Annotated in this window: 20 protein-coding genes and 4 pseudogenes; 12 read left to right on the top strand and 12 right to left on the bottom strand. The window is 66.6% G+C overall.

Annotated features, from left to right (window positions below; genetic code table 11):
- Window positions 1-41: 41 nt before the first annotated feature.
- Both OG611_RS39820 and OG611_RS39815 read right to left on the bottom strand, forming a co-directional pair.
- A pseudogene (locus OG611_RS39820) lies at window positions 42-359 on the bottom strand (GvpL/GvpF family gas vesicle protein); the annotation flags it as partial.
- Between the two features lie 16 nt (window positions 360-375).
- Window positions 376-659: pseudogene (locus tag OG611_RS39815) on the bottom strand (gas vesicle protein).
- Window positions 660-917: 258 nt separating this feature from the next.
- Between OG611_RS39815 and OG611_RS39810 the strand changes: the two are divergent.
- The 5 genes and pseudogenes from OG611_RS39810 (at window position 918) to OG611_RS39790 (ending at window position 3,938) form a co-directional block, all read left to right on the top strand.
- Window positions 918-1,964: an IS630 family transposase gene (locus OG611_RS39810; protein ID WP_266414239.1), complete on the top strand. Its 1,047-nt coding sequence runs from the start codon at window positions 918-920 to the stop codon at window positions 1,962-1,964.
- Between the two features lie 196 nt (window positions 1,965-2,160).
- A pseudogene (locus tag OG611_RS39805) lies at window positions 2,161-2,533 on the top strand (IS5/IS1182 family transposase); the annotation flags it as partial.
- A gap of 258 nt (window positions 2,534-2,791) precedes the next feature.
- Entirely contained in the window at window positions 2,792-3,175 is a 384-nt protein-coding gene (locus OG611_RS39800; RefSeq protein WP_266414240.1) for a TIR domain-containing protein, read from the top strand.
- 56 nt (window positions 3,176-3,231) lie between these two features.
- Window positions 3,232-3,639: a hypothetical protein gene (locus OG611_RS39795; RefSeq protein WP_266414242.1), complete on the top strand. Its 408-nt coding sequence runs from the start codon at window positions 3,232-3,234 to the stop codon at window positions 3,637-3,639.
- Window positions 3,636-3,938: a hypothetical protein gene (locus OG611_RS39790; protein WP_266414244.1), complete on the top strand. Its 303-nt coding sequence runs from the start codon at window positions 3,636-3,638 to the stop codon at window positions 3,936-3,938. Before OG611_RS39795 ends, OG611_RS39790 begins: the two co-directional genes overlap by 4 nt.
- A gap of 1,329 nt (window positions 3,939-5,267) precedes the next feature.
- Here OG611_RS39790 and OG611_RS39785 read toward each other — a convergent pair.
- Window positions 5,268-6,650 carry a hypothetical protein gene (locus OG611_RS39785; protein WP_266414246.1) on the bottom strand — a complete coding sequence of 461 codons (1,383 nt, stop codon included), beginning with the start codon at window positions 6,648-6,650 and terminating at the stop codon, window positions 5,268-5,270.
- Between the two features lie 1,336 nt (window positions 6,651-7,986).
- Between OG611_RS39785 and OG611_RS39780 the strand changes: the two genes are divergently transcribed.
- A complete protein-coding gene (locus tag OG611_RS39780; protein ID WP_266414248.1) occupies window positions 7,987-9,069 on the top strand; it encodes an IS110 family transposase in 1,083 nt (360 codons plus the stop codon).
- Between the two features lie 262 nt (window positions 9,070-9,331).
- Here the strand turns inward: OG611_RS39780 and OG611_RS39775 are convergent, their stop codons facing one another.
- From OG611_RS39775 to OG611_RS39765, 3 genes are all read right to left on the bottom strand, one after another.
- Window positions 9,332-10,384, bottom strand: coding sequence for a reverse transcriptase domain-containing protein (locus OG611_RS39775; RefSeq protein ID WP_266414250.1), 1,053 nt, complete (start codon window positions 10,382-10,384; stop codon window positions 9,332-9,334).
- A 383-nt stretch (window positions 10,385-10,767) separates the two neighbouring features.
- Window positions 10,768-12,189 (bottom strand): group II intron reverse transcriptase/maturase, encoded by a 1,422-nt coding sequence (gene ltrA / locus OG611_RS39770; protein ID WP_266414252.1) that lies wholly within the window; start codon window positions 12,187-12,189, stop codon window positions 10,768-10,770.
- Between the two features lie 522 nt (window positions 12,190-12,711).
- Window positions 12,712-12,912: a hypothetical protein gene (locus tag OG611_RS39765; protein ID WP_266414254.1), complete on the bottom strand. Its 201-nt coding sequence runs from the start codon at window positions 12,910-12,912 to the stop codon at window positions 12,712-12,714.
- Window positions 12,913-13,421: 509 nt separating this feature from the next.
- On the opposite strand from OG611_RS39765, the gene OG611_RS39760 reads away from it, so the two are divergent.
- On the top strand, window positions 13,422-13,583 hold the full coding sequence (locus OG611_RS39760; protein ID WP_266414256.1) for a hypothetical protein: 162 nt from the start codon (window positions 13,422-13,424) through the stop codon (window positions 13,581-13,583).
- Here the strand turns inward: OG611_RS39760 and OG611_RS39755 are convergent.
- Both OG611_RS39755 and OG611_RS39750 read right to left on the bottom strand, forming a co-directional pair.
- Entirely contained in the window at window positions 13,580-13,984 is a 405-nt protein-coding gene (locus OG611_RS39755) for a hypothetical protein (RefSeq protein WP_266414258.1), read from the bottom strand. The genes OG611_RS39760 and OG611_RS39755 overlap by 4 nt on opposite strands.
- Window positions 13,981-14,835: an IS5 family transposase gene (locus OG611_RS39750; protein ID WP_266414261.1), complete on the bottom strand. Its 855-nt coding sequence runs from the start codon at window positions 14,833-14,835 to the stop codon at window positions 13,981-13,983. The genes OG611_RS39755 and OG611_RS39750 overlap by 4 nt, the downstream gene beginning before the upstream one ends.
- Before the next feature lie 138 nt (window positions 14,836-14,973).
- On the opposite strand from OG611_RS39750, the gene OG611_RS39745 reads away from it, so the two are divergent.
- On the top strand, window positions 14,974-15,105 hold the full coding sequence (locus OG611_RS39745) for a hypothetical protein (RefSeq protein ID WP_266414263.1): 132 nt from the start codon (window positions 14,974-14,976) through the stop codon (window positions 15,103-15,105).
- Window positions 15,106-15,241: 136 nt separating this feature from the next.
- Window positions 15,242-16,309: an IS630 family transposase gene (locus OG611_RS39740; protein WP_266425382.1), complete on the top strand. Its 1,068-nt coding sequence runs from the start codon at window positions 15,242-15,244 to the stop codon at window positions 16,307-16,309.
- Window positions 16,310-16,328: 19 nt separating this feature from the next.
- Here the strand turns inward: OG611_RS39740 and OG611_RS39735 are convergent, their stop codons facing one another.
- Both OG611_RS39735 and OG611_RS39730 read right to left on the bottom strand, forming a co-directional pair.
- Entirely contained in the window at window positions 16,329-16,718 is a 390-nt protein-coding gene (locus OG611_RS39735) for a hypothetical protein (protein ID WP_124285959.1), read from the bottom strand.
- A gap of 663 nt (window positions 16,719-17,381) precedes the next feature.
- Window positions 17,382-17,696, bottom strand: coding sequence for a hypothetical protein (locus OG611_RS39730; RefSeq protein ID WP_266414267.1), 315 nt, complete (start codon window positions 17,694-17,696; stop codon window positions 17,382-17,384).
- Window positions 17,697-17,825: 129 nt separating this feature from the next.
- Here OG611_RS39730 and OG611_RS39725 point away from each other — a divergent pair, with 129 nt between their 5' ends.
- The gene (locus OG611_RS39725; RefSeq protein WP_266414269.1) at window positions 17,826-18,071 is read left to right on the top strand and encodes a hypothetical protein; all 246 of its coding nucleotides are present in this window, start codon (window positions 17,826-17,828) and stop codon (window positions 18,069-18,071) included.
- 419 nt (window positions 18,072-18,490) lie between these two features.
- Window positions 18,491-19,210, top strand: coding sequence for an IS6 family transposase (locus OG611_RS39720; RefSeq protein ID WP_266414271.1), 720 nt, complete (start codon window positions 18,491-18,493; stop codon window positions 19,208-19,210).
- A 466-nt stretch (window positions 19,211-19,676) separates the two neighbouring features.
- On the opposite strand, the gene OG611_RS39715 is transcribed toward OG611_RS39720, so the two are convergent.
- Window positions 19,677-21,092: a DUF4328 domain-containing protein gene (locus OG611_RS39715; protein ID WP_266414273.1), complete on the bottom strand. Its 1,416-nt coding sequence runs from the start codon at window positions 21,090-21,092 to the stop codon at window positions 19,677-19,679.
- Window positions 21,093-21,194: 102 nt separating this feature from the next.
- Window positions 21,195-22,718 carry a transferase gene (locus OG611_RS39710; RefSeq protein ID WP_266414275.1) on the bottom strand — a complete coding sequence of 508 codons (1,524 nt, stop codon included), beginning with the start codon at window positions 22,716-22,718 and terminating at the stop codon, window positions 21,195-21,197.
- Between OG611_RS39710 and OG611_RS39705 the strand changes: the two are divergent.
- Window positions 22,696-23,046: pseudogene (locus OG611_RS39705) on the top strand (transposase); the annotation flags it as partial. The gene OG611_RS39710 and the pseudogene OG611_RS39705 sit on opposite strands and share 23 nt — an antisense overlap.
- Between the last annotated feature and the right edge of the window lies 1 nt (window position 23,047).

The following is a 23,047-nucleotide window of genomic DNA, read 5'->3' as shown; positions in this document are numbered from 1 at the left end:
GCTGTGGCCGCGTTGACGGAAGGAACCGCGTCGGAGAGACAGTCCAGTGCAGCGACGTGCCCCGTCTCGCCGACAACCAGTTGACCGCGCACGGTCTCCTCGTCCGGAGTGACCATCCCGAACCGCATCGGCAGTACTGGGCCTTCGTCCGAGAGGCGCAGCAAAAGACCTTGGTGAGCCAACACATCACGCCGCCGGGCGCAGAGCTTGGGAGGAGCCTCACTGACGACTGCGGCAACCTGCCCGTGCCGGACCGTCCGCAGAGGGGCGGACGGGGTGCCCACACCGCCGGCATTCCTCGGCAGCGGTCGCAGGCATGGGTCGTCCTTCCGGTTGTTGGGCAAACCTGGATCACTCATCGGCGGACCCCCACCGCTAGCGGCGGACCCTGCGGTACCCCATGGGTTCGCCACCCCGATCGAGCTGTACCTCGCAGGAGGCAAGAAGGCTCGCTGTGTCTGGAATCCGGGGCAGCTCAAGGACGTCCACGACGACGCACCAACCGTCCACGACACACGTCTCACCGCTGAAACGCCCTCCGTGGGATGGTCGATCAACCCATTCAGGCTCCGACAGGCAGCACGGGCAACATGTTCCGCTCCACGCACGAGTGGCGTGCGGCGAGCGGCTGTCGTCAAGGATCTGCGAGGTCCAGGCACAGGTCGTGCGGTCACAGTGCCCGCCGGGTGTACATGGGACCCCCGCGCCGACCCAGCGGGGGTAGGGATGCGGCAGCCCAAACCGGAATCGGCCGCAGATTCCCTGATCTCGCAGGGCCAACGTCAAACGGTGAGTCGACGACGTCCTGCCGCTCCTCAACGACGACGCGGTGCCGACGGCCGCTACCCATGCCCCATTTGGAAGGCCTGCAAGCATATTGATCCGAAACGCTTTGTGTTCATGCTCGTTGACGAGGTGTGAGTGATCTGGTGGGGGATGTGCGGACGTGGTCGCCGGGCGCGCAGGAGGCCGTGCGGTTGCTGGCGGTATCCGCGCTGGCGGAGGGCCGGGACCGGGCGGAGGTCGCTTCCTTGTTCAAGGTGTCGGCCAGGGCCGTGGACAACTGGTGGGCGAAGTGGCAGGCCGGCGGACGCGACGCACTGCTGTCCCGTCCGCGAGGCCGCCGCACAGGCGAACACCAGGTCCTGTCCGAGACCGAGCAGGCCGCCGTCCGGCAGGCCGTCCTTGATCACATCCCCTGTGACCTGGGGCTTTCCGGTCAGCTGTGGACGCGGGGGCTGATAGGCGAGCTGATCTTCAAGCTGTACCGGGTCCGGTTCACCGAGCCGGGGGTGGGCAAGTACCTCAAGCGGTGGGGGCTGGCCTTCCAGCGTCCGGACAAGCGGGCGGTGGAACAGGACCCGGAGGCCGTCCGGATCTGGCGCGAGGAGACCTGGCCGGCGATCCGGGCCAAAGCGAAAGCGGACAACGGCGAAGTCCTCTTCGCCGATCAGGTCGGGGTCCGCTCGGACCAGGTCACCGGCCGCACCTGGGGCGCCAAAGGAGCCACTCCGGTCATCCGCCGTACCGGGAACCGGTTCTCCGTGAACGCGATGTCCGCGATCAGCACGAAGGGCCGAATGCACTTCATGGTCTTCACCGAGTCCTTCGACGCGAAGATCATGTGCCACTTCCTGGACCGGCTCGTCGGGCACTTCGACCGGAAGGTCCACCTGATCGTCGACCGGCACTCGGCCCACCGCTCGAAGACCGTCCGGACCTGGCTCGCCGACCACAAGGACCAGATCGAACTGCACTTCCTGCCTTCGTACTCACCCGAGCTAAACCCGGACGAGCTCGTCAACGCCGACCTCAAACGCAGCCTGCCCCACACCCACCGGGCCAGGAACCAAGCCGAACTCGCCGCCGAAACCCGCAGGTTCTTCCACCGTCGACAACGCCAACCCCACATCGTGCGCGGATACTTCGGCGGTCGGCACGTCCGCTACGTCCTCGACGAGTGAACCCCATGAGTTTCTGATCAATAGCATCATTGTGATGCCTACGAACGGATATGCCAGACCTTGCCGAAACAACCGCGGGGGCAGTCCTTCGAAACTCAGACGCTTGCCTGACTCAATCGGTGCCATGTGACAAGTAAGGCACAAGCAGGGGAGTTGCCTACAGGATCTCCCTCAACTGCTTCTCTGGTCCCCCCTCGACCACATCATCGCCGCACCGTCGAAGAGATACAGATGTTCCGCCATCACCAGGTCGTCATCGATGCCGACACTCGGCTCGTCGTCGTGGCCGGCCGACTGCTGCCTGGGAACCGCAACGACTGCAAGGCGTGGGAGGAATCCGGCGCCAGGGCCGCAGCTGGCAGGACACTCACGATCGCCGACAGCTGCTATCCCGGCATGGGATCCGACTGGAACGAAGCGCACAACAAGTCCCACGAGCAGGTCCGTGCCCGTGTCGAGCACGTCCATACCCCTGGAAGATCCTCCGCGACTGCTGGCTCAGAGGCGCCGAAGTCCACCACGCCATGCACGGCATCGCCCGGATGCACCACCTCGCCCTCGCCGGATAGATCAGCAGGCCGCACCGCGGCCGACCACACCCGAGGCGGCCCGAAGATGATTCACAGGGCGGCCGTTACCAGAGAACGTAGGGCGCCGTACCTGGACGATGTAGCGGCAGTGGAGGTTGAGCCTGCTTGTGTAGTGGCCCGGGAAAGGCTGCTACCAAACCCCGCTGAGATGGGGAGCCCTGTCCGTTTCGATGACCGCAGCCAGTATCGACCCTTACGATGCGCGCAGGTACGTCCACTTGGAGTAGAGGAGCATCGATGCCGAAGCGCGCATTCGTCAGTTTCGACTACGACTACGACAAGCCCCTCAAAGACTTGCTGATCGGGCAGGCCAAGAACCCTGACTCCCCCTTCGAGGTATATGACTGGTCGATCAAGGAGGCATCGCAAGACTGGAAAGTCAAGGCTCGCTCCAGGATCCGGGCGTCCGACATCGTCATCGTGATCTGCGGCAAGCACACGCACCAGGCCGTCGGCGTGGCCATCGAGCTCAAACTCGCCCAAGAGGAGGGGATCGAGTACTTCCTGCTGAACGGGTACAACGGCCAGACCGGCAAGAAGCCAACCACAGCGACGGACGGCGACAAGATCTACAAGTGGACGTGGCCCAACCTCAAGACGCTCGTCGGAGGGGGCCGGTGACAACGCCTCCCGACCCAGCCCAGCGTACGGAGGTCCTTGAGCTCTACAAGCTAGCCGTGGAGATGGCCGACCGCGTCTCCGCGCGCCGGGGGACTGCCAACGCCTTCTTCCTGTCCGTGCAGACCGCGTTCGTCGGCCTCGTCGGCTTCGGATTCCCGGAGCTCGCCAAGTCCCCCTGGTGGGCGGCGGTCGCGGTGGCTCTGGCCGGCATCACCCTGTCCGCCACCTGGTGGCTCCAGCTTCGTAGCTACCGGGACCTCAACACGGCGAAGTTCAAGGGCATCAACAAGATCGAGGAACGCCTCCCGGTCAAGATCTTCGCGGACGAGTGGGAGGCCCTGCGCCGCGATCCGGTTGTCGGCTGGCGCAGGCGCTACGCCGAACTGGGTACATCCGAACGCGTCGTGCCTCTGGTATTCGTAGCGGCGCATCTCCTTCTGCTTGCGGGCACACTGACCGTGTGACCTACCTTGACTCCCTCGCCACCCTGATCCGGTCCTGCCTCCCCCCCGACGCCGAGCCTCCCGAGGACTCGGCCGCGCTGTTCCGCCTATACGCCGTGCTGCTGAACGCCAAGGGGGAGCAGGTCACCGACGAGGATGTCCACGACGCCTGGTGCGCATGGATGCAGACAGTGAACAGTACTCACGAAGCGCTGGTTCCCTTCAGCGATCTCGATCCGGAGATCCGCGCCTTCGACACCCCGTACGCAGAAGCCATCCGGTTGGCCGCTCGCCAGACAGGCTGCGAGACGAACCCGTAGGCACTTCCAGGCACTCCGGCGACAGGTGCGGCGGGATCGGGGCACCGTTGGTCCCGCACTCTCGCCCCCTTCCGGCCGACTCCAGGGTCAGGCCGCTGGTCGCGTCCTGACAGGTGGCCCAGTGACTTCGCTGTCCGTTCCGCAGGATGGGCCCGGCAGCGGGACCAGCGCCCCGGAAACGTACGCGCTGGCTTTGTTCACGAGAACCGGTTCTGGCTCACTTTCCGGGAAGGGCTGACTGAGTGTGATGTCAATGGCTCCCCAGGCCGTGAGCAACGGACAGTCGGAGTCACGTGCCCACGGCCTCGCTGCGACGTCTGATCGCCGTTCTCTTGGTGGCGTCGCGACGGCAGACTATGAAGGTGGACTCTGGCCTTTACCCTGATCTGGTTGCTGCGGGCAGCCTGGGCGCAGCGCTGGAACAGCTGGCGGCCGAACTCGGTGCCGATCTCGCAGTGGTACCCGGCGATTGGGGCCCATTCGTTTCGGCGGGCATCGCCTCGTCGGTCTCCTGAGTCGAAAGAAGCGTCAGAAGCGCCCGCAGACCCGGATAAACACGCGGCTCCGATGCAGCTGATGCCGCTGCTTTGCCCCGAGGGACCCCAAGTCCAAGGCCGCCGAGAACTGGACCGGGAAGTGGGAGTGCGGCCGTCTCGCTTGATCCTGTGTCCTGCCTGCCAGACCCCCCTGGAGAACAAGGCGGCCGCGGCGGCCGCAGGACAGACGGAGAACGTACGTCTCGTCTCCCAACCGCCCACCGAGACCCAGTGCGCACCGATCCCCGGTGCGTGATGGTCTATCTGCCCGGCCAACAGCCAGCCCCATAGGCCCGCGCGCAGCCCCGCCGACGCGCGAGAGGGACTTGCCGACCACCGATCCCCGAGGCGAGGCATTCCGGCTGACGGTCATCGTCAGTTCTGGCCATCGGGATGGAGGGCGCCGACTGCCCCAGAACCACAGACCTTTCTTGCTGGCCATGCCCTCTTCCTGCTGTCCTGCCCCAGCCCGAGAAAGGGAGCTCAGATATGCAGGCCCTTGCAGGACGGGGCACGGAGGTACCCGAGCTGCCCGGCCCCCAAGGCCGGGCAGCGGAACCGCCCACCGGCACCCGCCACGCCTCGCTTTTGAGCGTCACGGCCCGTACCACCCGAGACTCAGAGCCGCTGCAGCTGTCCACGATCCGTACCAAGAGCCTGCGCGCCGACGCAAAGGCCGCCGAACGACTCCGCCACGAACGCTTCGCCCCCGCCACCACGGGTGGAGGCGGGGTCCGACTGCCCGGGGATGGTGGGGCCGGTCTGGCTCAGGGCTGCTCGGCGCCCCGGATCGTCAGTGGTCATTTCTGCCCGGCATCGTCGATGAGGCGCCCGCCAGGATGCTTCGTAGATGGTTCATGAGTGGAGTGAGGCGACTCTTGGCGACAAAACTGTCCATCCGAAAATTTCCGCTCACTGTAGAGGTGTCCAGGGAAATCAGATGAGGTTCGCAATCACTGGTGAAATAGACCATGGAATTGAACCAGAACGCCCGATCGGCTGGAGAGGAAAGGTAGTCCGGCAGTTCGGGAAGGAGGGGCGTCTCCCAGGACTCGCCGTATCGGCTCTTGAGTTCGTACAGCACGCCTTCCGCCTCCGCGACACTCGAAGCCTTGAAGCGTCGGTATTCAATCGGGTCCGTCACCAGCAGGACGAGCCGTGTGGGGTGTCTGCGGCGGAGGACCTCGGCGTATTCCCAGAGCGTTCCCGGTCCGGGGCCGGTCCCCATGACGATCACACCCGCGTTCTCGATGAGCCGGCCGACGGTGCCTTTCCAGTCGTCGAGCGGTAGGTACATACGCGCCGCCCCCGCGCCGCCCGGCACCTGCTCACCGGGGCTGCCGACCGCCAGCAGCGGCCCGAATTCGGTGAACAGGGCGCTGATGCGTTCCTCGTGGCTGCGGTGGGACTGCATGATCCACGTGCCCGGGTTGTTGAAGAAGTTCAGGTTCTTGCCGAGGGGCGTTGCCGCGGAGGCACCGACGTCCTGGTTGAACGGCCTGAGATAGAGGACGTACGACCCGCTGGAAATGTGGTCCGGGGACGTGACGATATTGGCCAGGTACCGGTTCGCCTTCATCGCCGGGATGGAGGCGAATACCAGGACTGCGGCACCGCCCGTTCCGACCAGCAGGAAAATCACGAGAAGGATGTACCAGGGGGGCCCGTGATATCCGGGCAGGTCGGGAATCGTGGATACCGATTTCATTCCCAGGGCGGCGAGGAGCAGTACGGCCGTTCCCCCAAGGCGCATCGCCCAACTCGCTGTCCGCAGGGCCCAGCCGTGGATCCGGCGGCGTCGGGGGAGAGGCGCGCCGTTGCCTGCGCCCGTCCCGAGCAATCGCTGGGCTACGCGCCAGGCGGCCAGCGCTGCCCAGATGTCCGAGCCGCCGACGCACAGGCTCATGAGGTCGAGGAGAAGGGTGTGCGGTGAGGACAGGTGCGACACCGTCGCCACGAGGTCGCCCACCGCGAGACGCAGGCTCACGAGCACGACGGCGAGCCCGGCTGTTCCGGTCGCCAGGCTCGTGAGCTGGATGGAGCCCACGCGCAGCTTCTGCGCGGTCGACAGACGCCTCGATGGTCCAGGCGTCGCCAGCCCGAAGTGCCGCCTGGCGGCATTCCCGGCGACCGCTCCGAGCCGGAAGGCGACGACACCGACGGCTGCGGCGGACACGCTGAGCGCGAGAACGAGGAGGAATTCCAGGCGGTCCGCTCCCGGCCGGGCCAGGGTGACCGAGGCCGCGTACACGGAGAGGGCGACCAGTCCGGCGCCTGCCGTTCTGCAGAGCCAGTGGGCCAGGCGCAGCGTCCACCCGGTCCAGAGCGCGGCCCGCGTCACAGCTCGTCCCCGTCGGTCGGCCGTGCGACGCAACTCCCGTCCTGCCAGGAACACCGGTACGGAACAGAAGGCGATTCCGAGATTGACCAGCCACGTGGACCCGCCGCCCGCAGTAAGCAGGAACATCTGCCCGCCCAGGACGAAAAGCCAGGCGCTGAGCCAGAACAGAGCGCCACCAGCTGTTCGAAGCGATCTCCGTCGGGGGTGTGGGGCGGGCTCCTCGGAGGCGGGTGGGGCGAGTGCGGCATCAGGGCCGGGCAGCGCGGCGGGAACGGCAGCCCACGCCCCCAGGCCGAATACGAGCAGGGCCAGGACGATGCATGCGTGATCGAGAAGAAAGACGGAAAGATACGTGCGCGGTACGGAGCCACTGCCGGACGCCGGCCAGACGCCTGCGGGACGGGAAAGCGGCGCCGCCACGACCGCGAGGGTGAGGAAGAGGGTCCCCAACTTGAAGCAGCCCGACGCCACCATGTCGCGCGTCCATAACCATGCCCGTTGCTGGTATCCGCGGGCCTTGCTGCTGGCTTCACTCACCGTGAGTAGCCCCCCTGCCTCAACGAGTTCACGATAGAGGGCACTCGCGAACGCGGGCAATCGCTTCCCATTCATCGTCCGCATCGGTCCCGCTCGCGCCCATCGCGGCGACCCGCGCCGTCTTCAGCGGGTGGCCGCTCGGCGCCCGGTCGGCCGCGATCCGTAAGCCCGACGCGGCGATGTTCTGCCACCTCGCAGGACGGCTGACACTCCGCCTGACCCGCAAGGGCGCGGCCGGAGGGCGTCCGGGCCCGAATCATCTGCAGCGAGGAGCGCACACTCTGCGGTCGGCCCACACCGCGGGAGGGTCGAGGCGAGCGGGCGTGACGTGCTCGCGGGCGTGACGAACATCCCTCACGCGGAAACGTAACTGTGAGAGTTCTTCTGCGGCCCGGGATGGGTTGCTGCCAGGCTCGACGCTTGTGATCCGGCATGACTCGAAACATAACTGGCGCCCCAGCGGCTGCCGTTCCCCCGAGATGTCTGCCGGACGCGGGCGTCGGCCTGGCCCACCCGTTGGCTTGATCAGCAGCTTGTCCGCCTTGCGGCGTGACTCATCACAGTTCCGCCACGCGGTGACTCCACCCAGGCCGACGCCACCTCCAGCCGTCCGCCCAGTAAGGAGAACAACCGCGTGGCCATCCTCGCAGAAGAAGTCGACGGGGTCATCGGCGTCGACACCCACCGCGACACCCTTGCGGCAGCAGCCGTCAGTCCCATCGGCGCCGTGCTGGCCAGCACCGATTCACCCGCCAACGCCCGCGGCTACCGCCGTCTCCTGGACTTCGCCCGCGAGCACGTCCCCGGGCGGCGCTGCTGGGCTCTGGAGGGTATCGGCAGCTACGGCGCCGGCCTCGCAGTCTTTCTCGACCAAGCAGGCGAGCGCGTCGTCGAGGTCTGCCGGCCCAAGCGGTTGCCCAATCGGGGCGGGCGCAAGACGGACATGCTCGACGCCATCCGGGCCGCGAAGGAAGCGCTGGCCACCGAGCATCTGATCCAACCCCGGCTTCGCGGCGAACGCGAGGCCCTGCGGGTCCTCCTTGCCACCCGTCATGGCGCTGTCCTCGCCTCCACGGCCGCGATCAACCAGCTCAAGGCCCTGATCGTCTCCGCGCCGGATGGGCTCCGAGCCGAGCTACGGAAACTCAAGCGTCCGGCCCAGATCGCCTACTGTGCTCAGCTTCGGGACCGTCCGGCACAGAGCCTTGAGCACCGGATGACGGCGCGGGCCCTGCGATCCACTGCCCAGCGCATCCAAGCCCTACAGGCCGAGGCCAAGGATCTCGAGAAGGACATCCACGCCCTGGTCGCAGACATGGCTCCGGAACTCCTCGACCTGCTCGGCGTCGGTCCGATCACTGCGGCTCAGATCCTGGTCAGTTGGTCCCACCAGGGACGATTTCGTTCCGAAGCGGCCTTCGCCTCCTTCGCCGGCGTCTCACCTATTCCCGCATCGTCCGGACTCACGAACAGGCACCGGCTCAACCGCAGCGGAGACCGGCAGCTCAACCGGGCCCTGCACACCATCACCTTGATCCGCATGCGGCTCGACCCCGCCACGAAGGCGTACGTCGCCCGGAGGATCACTGAGGGAAAGACTGCCCGCGACGCGCAGCGATGCCTCAAGCGCGTCATCTGCCGCCAACTCTTCAAGACCCTCGAACGGATCGACCGCCCCGCACTCAGGAGCATCGTGGATCTTGTTCAAGCGGCTTGACACGACATAGCAGCCTCGGGGGCGAGGGGACGGGCCGCCCGGGCGGGGTCTGCGGCGCGCCCGTTACGACTGGGCGTGCGGATTCCACGTATTGCAGGCCGCAGTCCGGCAGAAGGCCTACCGCCGCTGGTGAAGTCGGCCCGGGGCGCGGTTCCGATCTTTCGACCGGCCCGTTTCCCCGGAGCCGCTTCCCGAACCGGGCATGCGACTTGGCACCGCACCCGGCTCTCCACAAGCCCCGAGGGCTTCGTGGTGGTTGTTCTCATCCCGTGGCGTCCCAGGGGGTGGGAATCGTCAGGCCCCGGTAGCGGTAGCGAGTGGTGCCTACCGTGATCGGGTTGAACAACTCCCGGGTCTCCCCGGTCCACCATGATCTACGGCCGCAGTAGCGGCGGAAGATCTTCCTCCGGCCCGTCTTGGGGTGCTTGCGCTGTACCCATCTCCAGACCGTGTGCCACATGTAGTTGCGCAGGTAGGAGAAGGTCGCGTAGGAAACCCCGGGCCGGAAGTAGGCGCACCAGCCCCGCACCGCCGGGTTGATCCGGGCGAGCAGGGCGTCGAGCGGCTGGTTCGTGCCGACCTCCCGGCACAGTGTCTTGACCTTGGCCATGATGGCCCGCAGGGCCTTCTTGGCTGGGTAGGTGTAGACGTAATACCGGTTGGTGCCTGGCTTTCGGTGGCGCTGGATGTGCCAGCCGAGGAAGTCCAGGCCCTGCTCGATGTGGGTGATCAGAGTCTTCTCCTGGGACAGGCGCAGGCCCATCGTGGTGAGGACTTCGGCGATCTCTTCGCGTAGCGTTTCGGCGTCTGCCTTGGTGCCGTGAACCATCAGGCACCAGTCGTCCGCGTACCGGACCAGCCGGTAGTTGGGCAGACCTCGGCGTCGACGCCTGCGGCGCTCGTTGAGATCAGTTCCGGCGCCTCCCGGGGCCTGGGCGATGTGCTCGTCCAGGACCGAGAGCGCGACGTTGCTGAGCAACGGCGAAAGGATCGAACCCTGCGGGGTGCCGGTGTCGTTGTCCCGCAGCAGGCCGTCCTCACTGAGGATGCCCGCCTTGAGGAACGCCTTCACCAGGGCCAGGACGCGTTTGTCCCCGACGCGTGCCCGCACCCGCTCCATGAGAGCGGTGTGCGAGATCTCGTCGAAGCAGGCCTTGATGTCGCCTTCCACGATCCACTCGTACTTCTTGGACGTGAGCAGACGCACCTCTGCCACCGCGTCGTGAGCCCGGCGATTCGGGCGGAACCCGTAGGAGCACGGGAGGAAGTCCGCCTCGAAAATCGGCTCCAGCACCAGCTTCAAGGATGCCTGCACCACCCGGTCGGTGATCGTCGCAATCCCAGACGGCGGAGCTTGCCACCCGTCTTGGGGATCATCCGTTCCCGCACCGGCATGGGCTGGAAACTACGGTCCTTGATCTGCGACCGCAGCACGTCGAGGAACTCCTCGACTCCGACCCGCAACACGATGGACGACGCCGTGCGTCCGTCCACCCCGGCCGTGCGTGCACCCTTGTTACCCCGCACCCGATCCCAGGCCACCAGCAGGAAGCCGGGATCGGCAACGAGATTGTGAGGTCGGCCCGGGGCGCCCTGCTGGTGTTCCCACCAGCGGGTTTCCCCGGACCGCCTCCCGCACCCGGCGTGCCCGTCTCCGGGCACCGGGCGCTCCACAAGTCCCGTTGACGTCCGAACAGTTCAGATCATGCTCGCCCACGGAGTGGGAATCGCTGTCCCTCGGTAGCGATAGCGGGTAGTCCGCATCCGCCCCGGATCGAACAGCGCCGTATCGCCATCTGACGGCCACCACTGGCCCTGGCAATACCGGCGGCGCACTTGCTTCCAATTCGCACGCGGGTGTTTTCGGTGCAGCCAACCCATGACCCTGCGCCAGGTAAACGCGCGCAGGAAGTGGAAGGTGACACTTGAAACCCCGGGCTGGAAGTAGACACACCAGCCCCGCAGCACAGAGTTGAGATAGCGCAGCAGGACTTCGAGCGGCTGGTTCTTGTCCAATCGGCTGGCCGCCCTCACTTTTCCCGTGACGGACTTGACCGCCTTCTTGCTCGGGTAGGTGTAGACGTAGTACTTCGCCGTGCCTTGTTTTCGGTGGCGCTGGATGCGCCAGCCGAGAAAGTCAAAGCCCTCGTCGATGTGCACCAGCGTGGTTTTCTCCTCCGAAAGGCGCAAGCCCATCATGGAGAGAGCCTCGGCGGCTTCGTCGCGTATTGCCTCGGCATCGGCCCTGTCGCCTCGAACCAGAGCGACCCAGTCGTCAGCGTAGCGGATAAGCCGAAATGATGGCTCTCCCCGCCGCTGCTGCCGAGTCATCCTTCTCTGCTCTCGGTGACGTCGAGCGAAATGCTCATCGAGTACCGATAGTGCGACGTTGGCGAGCAAAGGTGAAAGGATTCCGCCCTGTGGCGTCCCTGTGCGCGATTCCCTGAAGAGTCCCTCTTTGTTGAGGATTCCGGCTTTCAGGAACGCCTTGACCAGCATCAGGACGCGCTTATCGGAGACCCGTTGCCGTACCCGGCCCATAAGCGCCGAGTGCGAGATTTCGTCAAAGCACGCCGCGATATCGCCCTCCACGACCCACTCGTATCGGTGAGGCGGGCTGGCGAAGGTGCGGATCTCGGCGATCGCGTCATGAGCTCGCCGATTGGGCCGGAAGCCGTACGAGCACGGCTCAAAGTCCGCCTCGAAAATAGGCTCCAGCGCCAATTTCAGCGCAGCCTGAACAACGCGATCACGCACGGTGGGGATACCTAGGCGGCGCAATTTCTGTCCGCCCGCTTTCGGAATCATCCGCTCGCGGACCGGTAAGGGACGAAACCGCTGCGCTTTCAAATCTTCGCGGACTTCGGCCAGGAACTCGCCGACGCCTTGCCGCTCGATATAGTAGGCGCTCTTCCCGTCAACCCCTGCCGACCGTGCACCCCTGTTGTCCCGCACTCGCTCCCACGCAATCAGGAGAAATGCGGGATCACAGACGAGATTGAACAAATCACAGAACTGCCTGTCTGAATTGTCGGTCGCCCAACGGTGCAGCTTGGTCTGGATCTCTCGTACCCTGCGCTCCGCGCCGAACGACGTGAGCGTTGGTGCGTCGGTATTCACCGGCGTCCTCCGAGCATTCCAGCATCCGCCCTGCTGACTTGCTGGCCCCCTTCGCCATGTACGCGCCTTTCGCGCGCTCGGACTACTACGGGGCCTCCGCCCCACACTGCGGCCGACAGCCGACGACGGGCCTGCCCTTCGATGTCCTGGATGGAGCATCGTGAGGGCAGCCGCAGGTGGTTCCCACGTTCACCACCAACCGTTCGACGAGGGAGGTGCCCAGCTATACCCCGGCAGCCTCGCCACGAGTACGCCGCAGGCTTTCCTCGTGGCCTCCCCACCGGCCTATTCATCCCGGCTTCGGAGTCACCCGCCGCATGATCACGGCAGGTGTGCGCTGCGGACCGGCCCATATCCACCAGATTGAGCCGGCTCGACGCTTACGGAGCTTCACGCGCTGGTTCCTCTCGTACACCTTCTCGTCTCGCTTGCCGGACCCGACCCGTCTGGTAGTTCCGGAGCGTCCCGGCGTTGTCAGGACTGCTTTCCGCCCCTCCCGGCGACTCCCGGGTCAGGCTGTCCTCAGCTTCGTGGCCTTGCTGCGACAAGGCCACGGCGGCGGACTTTCACCGCCGCACGGTCAAGTAGCGCCTCGTGGCGCACGAACAGGTCGTCGAACCTGCGATGAGGATCATCACGAGCCCAACGGTGCAGCTTGGTCTGGATCTTCAGTACCTGACGCTCCGCCTCATACAAGGCGCGCTCCAGCTCGTCGGTATTCACCGGCGACCCTCCCGACATTCCAGTGCTTCGGCCACTGACTTGCTGGCCCCCTTTGCCCTGCGACCGGCTTTCCCGGCCTCCACGACGGGTCGTTACTCCCGCGACTACTACGGGGCCTCCGCCCCACCCACGGCCCTCAGTCGGCAACGGACCTGCCCACCGCCGAACCGGCTGTCCGGCGGCTCGGGCGACCGCGGATGGTTCCCACGTTCACCACGCAATCGATCGGTCAGGGAGGTGCCCAGCTCTACACCGGCAGCATCGCCACGCCTACGCCGCAGGCTTTCAACGTGGCCTCCCCACCGGAACAGGAAATCCGGCTTCGGAGTTAACCCACCTGTCCGAGGACACGCAGGTCACGCGCTGCATACCGGCCCGTATCCACCAGGTTTGAGCCGGCTCAATGCTTACGGAGCTTCAACCACTGGTTCGCTTTCGCTACACCTTCTGACCTCGCTAGTGCCGTGACCGCATTGGTTCGCCGGGTGGGATCCGGCAGGATCTTGTGCATGTTCGAAGAGAAGCTCGAAGCGCTCTCGCAGGTGATGGCCGAGCACATGGCCATGCCGTTCCCGCCAAGCTTCCGCGGCCTGGGCATCGAGGACCAGGACATGGTGATGCTTGATGCGGACGCCTGCGGCTACGCCCTGGGCGTTCTCAGAGGGCGTTAAGTCCGTTTCTGGTAGCGGCCGCGTCCGGGTTGCTTGAGGAATCCCTGACGGGCGAGTCGTCCCAGGCGGGAGCGGGTGACGTTGATCGAGGGCTCGTCGGTGGGCAGGCCGAGGTGCTCGTGCAGATCGTGGACGCGGAACACCTTGCCGGGGTGCTCGTTGAACGCGGTCACGATGCGCTGGTAGACGGTGGCGGTGGTGGTCTGTGCGGGGGCCGGTTCGTGGTCGGGTGGGGTGAGGCCGTCGATGACCTTGCGGGTGGCGGTGAGCTCGGCCAGGCGGGCTTCGGTCTCGGCGAGGGCGGTGGTGAGCCGCTCGATCTGCTCGCGCAGGTTGTCGGCTCGTGCGGCGGTCTCATCGTGTTCGGTCTGCAGCAGCCGCAGGAGTTCGCAGACGTTCACGCGGCCAGCTCCACGTCGTCACGCCATGTGGGGGTAGGGGTGGTGAGGCGGCGGAGCATGCCGGCGGTGGAGGCCCAGTAGACGCGGGAGGCCGCGTTGTCGGGCCGGTGGTCGTAGTCGCGGGCGAGGCGCCGGTGCAGCATGAGGGTGCCGTTGACCTGCTCGACCACCCATCGTTTCGGTTGCGGGACGAAGCCTTTGCCCTTGTCGTCGGGGTTGCGGCGGACCACCTCGACGGTGATGTCCTTCACCGCCCCGTGGATGATCACGGCGTCTTTGAAGCCCTGGTCGACGAGGACTTTTTCCAGGCGCATCCCGCATCGTTCGGCCGCCTGGTCCAGCAGGGCGATGCCGGCCTCGTTGTCGTGCGCGCTCGCGGCGAGGATCACCACACCGATGATCAGGCCCAGTACGTCGACGGCGAGTCCCCGCTTCCTGCCGGGCGTCTTCTTGTTCGCGTCCAGTCCCGTCGTCTTCTTCGGCACTCCGGCCGCCACGCGGACGGACTGGGTGTCGATGATCACCAGGGACGGGTCCTCTAATCGCCTGGACCGCTCCCGCACCTGGCAGCGCAGGATCTCCTGGATCCGCTGGTCAAGGCCGTCCTCGCGCCACACGCTGAAGTAGTAGAACACCGCCGACCAGGCCGGGAGGTCGTGCGGCAGGAGACGCCACTGACAGCCCGTCCGGTTCTGGTAGAGCAGCGCGTTCACGACCTCGCGCAGGTCGCAGGAGCCCGGGTCCCCGGTCGCCGACCGCGACACCCGATCCTGCTTCCACGCGGTGACCAGCGGCTCGATCAACGACCACTGCTCGTCGGACAAGTCGGTTGCGTACGGCATCCGTTCCATGCCCGCGACCCCATCATGCACACGACACGAAGCGAGGACGGAACCGACCCATCACCCACGAAAGAGCGACACCACATCATCAGGAACGGGACTTAACGCCCTCTCAAAGGCCCGCTCGACGAACAACGCGGTGAAGGCTTGATCCGGCTGACTGCGGTGTTCGAGAAGGTTCTCCCTGCGATCGACGACGAGTACGCGACCAGGTACTACACGCACGTCCGCGATATGGCTGTGCTGGCCGCCGAAGTCGAGAATCTGCGCGAGAAGTAGCCCTCCGACCTGGAAGGTTCGCCCGGCTCGTGGCCGCAGCGGTTGGATGTGTGCGGTGACGTCCGATCCGACCGCTGGAGGCGCTATGGCCGAGCCTGTCCGTGTGCGCAGGTTGACCGACCAGGAGGGGTAGAAGCTGCAGCAGATCGTGCGTCGGGGCAGCACCGGTTCGGTGCGGTTCCGGCGCGCGATGATGCTGTTGGCCTCGGCCGGCGGGAACCGGGCCCCGTTGATCGCGAAGCTGGTCCAGGCCGACGAGGACACCGTCCGCGATGTGATCCACCGGTTCAGCGAAATCGGCCTGGCCTGCCTGGACCCTCAGTGGGCGGGAGGCCGTCCCCGCCTGCTCAGTCCTGACGACGAGGACTTCGTCATCCAGACGGCCACCACCCGCCCAACCAAGCTCGGCCAGCCCTTCACTCGCTGGTCCATCCGCAAACTCTCCGCCTACCTGCGCCGCGTGCACGGCCGTGTGATCCGGATAGGCCGCGAGGCGTTACGGTGCCTGCTCGCCCGTCGCGGCGTCACCTTCCAGCGCACCAAGACCTGGAAGGATTCCACCGATCCTGACCGCGATGCCAAGCTGGACCGGATCGAGCACGTCATGGACCATTTCCCTGACCGCGTCTTCGCATTCGACGAGTTCGGGCCGCTCGGCATACGCCCGACCGGCGGATCCTGCTGGGCCGAGCAGGGCCGGCCCGACCGGGTCCCGGCGACCTACCACCGCACCCACGGCGTGACCTACTTCCACGGTTGTTACTCCATCGGCGACGACACCCTCTGGGGTGTCAACCGCCGCCGCAAGGGCACCACCAACAGCCTTGCCGCGCTCCGGTCCATCCGCGCCGCTCGCCCCGACGGCGCCCCGATCTACGTGATCATGGACAACCTCTCCGCCCACAAGGGCGCCAAGATCCGCCGGTGGGCGTGGAAGAACAAAGTCGAGCTGTGCTTCACCCCGACGAACGCCTCCTGGGCCAATCCGATCGAGGCGCACTTCGGGCCGCTGCGGCAGTTCACCCTGGCCAACTCAAACCACCCCAACCACACTGTTCAGACCCGCGAGCTGCACCGCCATCTGCGCTGGCGCAATGCCAACGCCCGCCACCCCGACCTCCTGGCCGCCCAACGCCGCGAACGAGCCCGCATCCGCAGCGAGAAGGGCCTCCGCTGGGGCGGCCGACCTTTGGCCGCGGCCTGAGGCTTCCCGCCATGACGGCCTACTCGGCCATCTCCTCGGGAGAAAGACGAGTGATCTTCTTTCCCGCTTCGGTCTCGACCAGGGTCAACGCGCCAATCCAGTTCCCGTCTTCGGGATACTCCCAGTTGGGCGCGTCTTCGAGAATCGCCGGAAGCTGATCACGAGGCACCAGCTCGCCGTGCTGGAAGCCGTTCTTCCCGGCGGGGGAGGTCCACGGCGCGAGTCGGCGGACCTCGATCCACCCACGATCGATGAGAGCGAGCAAGATTCCCGCCAGCTCGTTGACTGGTCGAGACTGGTCGGCTTCGTCGAGATCGCCCCAGACACCAGGCAGGATGTCGATCTCATAGGAATTGACCATGAAGGCTTCTTCAGACTTGGTCAATGTGTCCCACTCGTGCTTGCTCACTCAGCAATCGTCGCAGAGCCGGGGGCACGACAGGCTCCCTACACGGCTGACCAGACCATCCCAACTCGGAGCTCACCCTGACCGCCGGGACCCGGTGAACCTTCGCGGTCACAGCACTAGACGGGCCCGCACCGTCCGGTAGTCCCGGCACGTCCCGCCGTTGTCGGGGCCGCTTGCCACCCTCCCCGGCGTTCCCCGGGTCAGGCTGCCCCCAGCTTCACCAGGCCGCTGCGACGACCCGGCAGTGGTGGTCTTTCACCTCCACTCGATTGCATAGCGCCTCGTGGCGCACTCCCGTGCCACTGAACCTTGACCGTCTGCCACCGAATCTTGACGGACGCGAGTTACGACCTTGGGGGCAATTGAGGAGCCGAGTCATACCCTCTGATTGATCTTGCTGGCGCGATGGCAGTCGGGTGTCTCGTTGTGAGGATCGCGGTGGGTTCTCCATCGCGAGTCATGCCTGGCCACCGATGAGGGACTCTGAACGGACCGGCGACATGTGAGCCCGAGTCGGGCGGCACTCGTCTACTCGGCACCGGAGCGAGAGCGTCAGACGGACTGGCGGGAGCGGCCGGGGGGAAGCAGGGTGCTGGTCGGATGCCTGGCCGAAAAAGCCAGGTTCAGTGGTCTCGCCCTGTGGCGGGGTGTCAGCGGTTGTCGTCAGGCGCCGGGCCGGGCCATCCCGCGGAGGAGGTAGAGCATCCGGTCGGCGCGGCCGGGGGCGATGGGCAGGCGGGGGTTGCCGGTCTTCGGGGCGATGTCGCCGCGCCAGGCCAGGGTCATCTGGACAAGTTCGTGGCAACGGCCGTGTCCGGTCGAGACCGGCCACGGGATCCCGAGGTCGCGCAGGCCGGTGGAGAGGTCGGTGAGGACGTCGTTCGACCAGACGACGACGGTCTTCCCGTCCAGTGCCATGCGGATCTCCACCCCCACGGCCCCCACACCCAGATCCGCGTCTTCCCTGGCATCATCCACGGCCAGGAGGACCACGGGATCGTGCAGTCGTCGCCCTGCTGACCGGCCTGGCCAGGCCGTGACCGCCCGTGCGGGGCCGTCGTTGAGCAGGCGGAGCCCCTGCCCGCCCGCCTGCCGCTGGAGTTGCCCGTGCCGGTCCTCACGGCCCGGCCCGTGCTCGCGCGGCCCGGCCCCGCGCCCGCCGGGGACCGCGGCCCGGTCGAACGGGCCGCGGTCGACGGTGCGCTCGCCGCGGCCGGGCCCGAGACCCTGGTGCGCACCGACATCCCCCAGCCCGACGGCTCGGTGCGTCTGTACGCGGCGTGGACCGACGGCGGCAGGTCCCTGGCCAACCACATCGACCGCGTCGCGCTCGCGCGCGGGCTGGACGCCTAGACCCTCGCCAACAAAGAAGCCGAGTTCGAAGAGCTCCGCCAGCGGGTGACCCTGTTGGCTCTCGCCGGCGCTGTTCTCACCCAGAAGAAGGGCCCAGCTCCCGAGCCTTCTCCGGCCCCGAACAACGTCGTCCCCTTCCGCCCTCCGAGCCGCTGACCGCTCGACTTGCAGAGCCGCACCCGTCGCCTTGACGCTGGGGGCTGGCTCTGCGACCTCTGACGCCACCTCAGTCCAGTTCGTCCTCGATGAGCACGGTGAGCATCGCGTCCAAGTCGCTGTCGGTGGGCTCTGGGACGGCCCAGCCGTTGCTCTGCACGTGCTCGACGAACCCGGGATCGAGTGCCACGTGGGGGACTGTCACATTGACGGTCGGGCTGGGATGATCTCCGGGTTGGTGGGTCCGGGGAGGGGAGCCGATCATGCCTTCCACGGCACCGCCGTACAAAAGCCACCGGTACCCGGTGGAGGTCATCTCGCACTGCGTGTGGCTGTACTTCCGCTTCCCGCTCAGCTTCCGCGAGATCGAGGAGCTGATGCTCGAGCGCGGAGTGATCGTCTCCTACGAGACAATCCGCCGCTGGTGCCTGAAGTTCGGTCAGGCCTACGCCAACTCGTTGCGCCGGAGGTGCCCCCGGCCGGGTGACAAGTGGCATCTCGACGAGGTCTTCATCAAGATCAATGGTGAGTGGAAGTACCTGTGGCGGGCCGTGGACCAAGACGGGATGGTGCTCGACATCCTCGTGCAGGCCCGTCGTGACAAGGCCGCGGCCAGGCGCTTCTTCCGCCGGCTCCTCAAAACGACCGGGGCGGTGCCCAGGGTGATCGTCACGGACAAACTCCGTGCCTACGGCGCAGCGCACCGTGAGGTGATGCCCTCGGTGGAACATCGCTCGCACAAGGGGTTGAACAACCGGGCGGAGAACTCCCATCAGCCGACGAGGCAGCGTGAACGCGCGATGAAAGGATTCCGCAGCATCGGCGGGGCGCAGCGGTTCCTGTCCGCGTTCACCGGGATCTCACCCCACTTCCGACCCGACCGCCACCACATGACCGCCGGCCGCCACCGCCTCGAGATGACCATCCGCTTCACTATCTGGAACCACATCACCGGCAGCACCGGCCTGCCCGCCAGGGTCTGAACAACAGGCCGCCCCGGCCCCCGCTCGCCCTCAGACGATCACGCCCCCCGACAACGTGACAACGCCCTTCCAGGAGCTCACGCCAGCAACGCGCGCGTTCGATACCCCGTACGCTCACGCTATCCGCACGGCAGCTCGGGAGCTGGGCCAACGCGTTCCGTAACACGCCGAAGTCCGATCCGGCAGGTAATGTCGCCGATCAGGTCCCAGTGCCGGGATCGATGGTGAACCAACCGTCTTCCCGAACCATGTCATGTAGGCCCTGTCTCAGGGACAACTTCGCCGCCCGGCAGTGGTCAGCCGCAACGTCATCAAGGGCGCCGGGCAACCGCCGGGGCGGGCATCCTCGGGTCCGCCCCGGCATCGAAGCCATCGCAGATCTCCACGATCGTAGGGATTGAGCCTTGCCGATCCCCAGCCGGAGACCGACCTCGGCGGCCTTTGCCGGACGGCTGGCACGCTGGGTCTAAACGTCCGGGAGGCCAGAGCGCTTGAAGGGGACTTCCCCGCACAGTGCGGCGCCGCCGTCCGTAGTCCACATGCGGTCATCCCCGCAGGCATCATCGGGGGCGCCACCTGAGTACACCCTCGTGAGCCGGACGGTGTATTGGTAGTCATCGGGGATGGCAGCGTCGCATGGAGTGACGGCGTTGAAGTACATGGAGAGTTGCTCGCCGTCGACCTCGGCGAACATGCACTGGCCGACTGCGAAGTTCCGGTTCAGGCAGAGATCGGTGTCGGTGGCGTCGTCGTTGCTGTGAAACCACGTCATGTCGGAGGTACACTCCTCGTCCTGCTCGACTGATGCCACGACGAAATAGGCGTCGGTGTCAGAACAGTTGGTCGTCTCCGGCGTTGCAGGGATCCAGTCTGAGCCCGCGTCGTTGTAGTTACTCAGGCAGTCGTCGGTTTCGAGATCGCTGAATGCCATGTCCTCAGCACTGGATTCATCGGGTGCAGGTTCGTCGGGTGCGGGTTCGTCGAGGGTGGGGCTATCGGATCCGTAGCCGCCCTCGCTGCTGCTTCCCTCGCCAGTGCCGTAGTTGTCACCGGTCGTGGCCTGATCTGCGTCGTAGGTGGGCGATGGTGTGGTGCTGGAGATGGTGGACGTGCCGTTGGAATCGCTGCCCGTGTGAACCGCCCACACTGTGAGGACCACGAGAACGGCGATCGCTGCGGCTACTCCCGTGACGGTTTTCCCGTTGATGCCAGTGGGTGCGGATCCCGATGGCTGTGGTGGTAGTGCTGGTGCAGCCAAGGTCTGCCACTCGGTGATCCGCCTGATGACGAGGGTGACCAGTACGCCGGCCGCCAGGTACAGCACCGTGAGGACGGTGGACAGGATCGCGTTGGACAGCGCGTCCTGCTCGCTCTCCAGATTCGAGGCCAATCGCCATTGGATGGGCTTTATCACTGTGGCAGCAACGAACAGCGCCCACCAGGCAGCGACGAGGCCGACGGGAGCGGGCCGCCGGGGGGCGCTGGCCTGCCAGATGTCCTCCACGATCTGGTACGGGTAGAACAGGCTGGCCACCGGGATGGTCCACGCGCCGATCACCCAGCCCCGCGACCGGCGGTGTGCGGCAGCGCCGCTCATCAGTTCGGCGTTGATCCGCGCCCGCCACAACCAGACCAAGAACGCCACGCCGGCCGCGAGCAACACCAAGAGCGTCGGCCACGTCACCAGCTTGGAGACGAAGTCGTCCGCCTCCAGGTCCGCGTCCGTCGCGCCCCCGGCCAGGTAGTCCTGGATGACGAAGTACCCGCGCCAGTTGACATACGAAACCAGTATCTCGCGCACGAGCGATAGCAGGATCAGTATTGTCGCGGTGGTGGCCGCGCCTGTCAGGCGCACATGCATGCCCTGCTGTGGACTGTCCACCAATCCTCCAAGAGAGTGTGGGCTTCGACGTGACCGGGGCTGACCATGGCAGGGGTTGCGGAGCGTGTTCGTCCTCCTGCCCGGCTCCAGCTACGGGCGGTGTTACCAGAGGCCAAAGAGCTGCAGTACCCGGTACGGGATGGCCAGGGCCGTGAGCACCAGAAGCCCCTTCCCGAAAGTGGCCAGCATGCCGAGGTCGGCCCGCATGATGACGACCCGTCTGCGGACGCCCGCAGCCACCAACGCGGCCTTCATAGCGCGAGCCACGCGGTGTGCGGGCGAGATCACCAATAGGGACATCAGACCGGCTTTGATGCCTCGCGGGGCCCTTGCGCCGGGCGCGGGCTCCACCACCGGCTGCACATGCGGTGTCCACCCGGGCCCGAAGGCGATGGTGGCGGAAATCCAGGAGCTGTCAGCGGCCAACTCGTTCAGCCGGGACGGCGCCGGCAGGAGCTCGTCCAGCCGCTCGGCCACACCCGACAGCCGGCCCGGTGCCAGCAGGACCAGCTTGCGCGCGGGCTGGATGGCGAGAGCCTGCTCGACCTCCCACCACAATCCCTCACCCGGGCCCACGCTCAGCACGATGAGCTGGGACAGTTCCATCAGCTGAAGAATCGTCGGCTGCCAGTCGTCGAGCGGCAGATAGAAGCGCGCCGCGCCCAACTGTGGGAGGGGCTCCCCAGGCTTGCCCACCGCAATTACGGGGCCGAAGGCGCCCAGCAACCCCGCGAGTTGTTCCTCCCGGGAGTGGATATTGAAGTAGATCCCGTCGTCGACCTGAGCCGCGATGGAGTCATCGGCGAAGCTGCGCAGATAGAGCACGGGCTGACGAGCGTCGGCCCGCAGTGCGTGGACCGCGCTGCGGACCGAACGTGGGCGGGAGTGGCGCAGGATCAGGAAGCCGGCTCCCAGCGCGGCCAGCCCGACAGGCAGGAGGAGCACCTGCGTCGCCATCGGCATATCAAGATTCGATCGCTGGGCCATACCTGCTGCCACGAGGCCCGCCGCGAACAGCGCGTACCCGGCTCCGCTGGCCGCCAGGAACACCGGGCGGCGCCACCATGGCTGACGCGGGGCGAACCGGCCGACTATCCCGACGATCTCCGCAGCACCCGTCCGGTGGCGGTGCCGCAGCCATAGCGCCGGCACGGTGAGTACTGCTGCGGCCGCTCCCCACCACAGCGCGGCCGTGCCCGACGAGCTGAGGTCCCGGTCAAGCCGCGCCCGATCTTGCCCGATTTGCGCGACCAGGTTGCCCGCGTGCTCGCGAGCGGCGGAGACCTCGCCCTCCTCGGCGTAGCGGGCGGCGGAAGTGACCGTGGACCGGCTTTCCCTGGGCGGGGCGTTCTTCACGAACCACTCCGCTGTCGCGAGGATGTCAGCGCGAGCGGACACCTCCCCGTTGGCGTAGTGGTCCAGCGCGGTGACGAAGGCGGCACCCCGCGCCGAGGCATCGCGGAAATGGTCGCGGGACTGCAGGTTCAGGCATGCGGTGATCGCCAAGTGCAGCGCGACGTAGGCGGTGATGATCGCAGCCGCAGTGACCAGCCGGGCAGACGTCCGTGAGCGGGAGGACACCTCAGCACACTTCCTGACTTGAATCGCCCACACCGGCGGCGACATGAGCGTCTTCGGCAGCTCCGACCGCCTGGCCGGCGTCGCCGGCCTCGCCCCGGTCCCCAAGGACTCCGGACGCATCAGCGGCAACATGCGCCGACCACGCCGCTACTGTCGACGCCTGCTGCGGGTCTTCTGCATGTCCGCGATGGTCGCCGCCCGCTGCTGCCCCACGTCCAAGGCGTTCTACGACCGCAAGAGAGCCGAGGGCAAGGGCCACAGGCAGGCCATCATCGCCCTTGCATGTCGCCGCCTGAACGTCCTGTGGGCCCTCATGCGCGACGGCCGCACCTTCGAGATCACCGCGCCGCCCAGCCCCGTCGCGCTTGGCTGAC

This window comes from Streptomyces sp. NBC_01363 (assembly GCF_026340595.1).
In the GTDB taxonomy this organism is placed as follows: domain Bacteria; phylum Actinomycetota; class Actinomycetes; order Streptomycetales; family Streptomycetaceae; genus Streptomyces.
The sequence above is the reverse complement of the archived record's forward strand: the minus strand, read 5'-3'. Positions and strand labels throughout refer to the sequence as shown.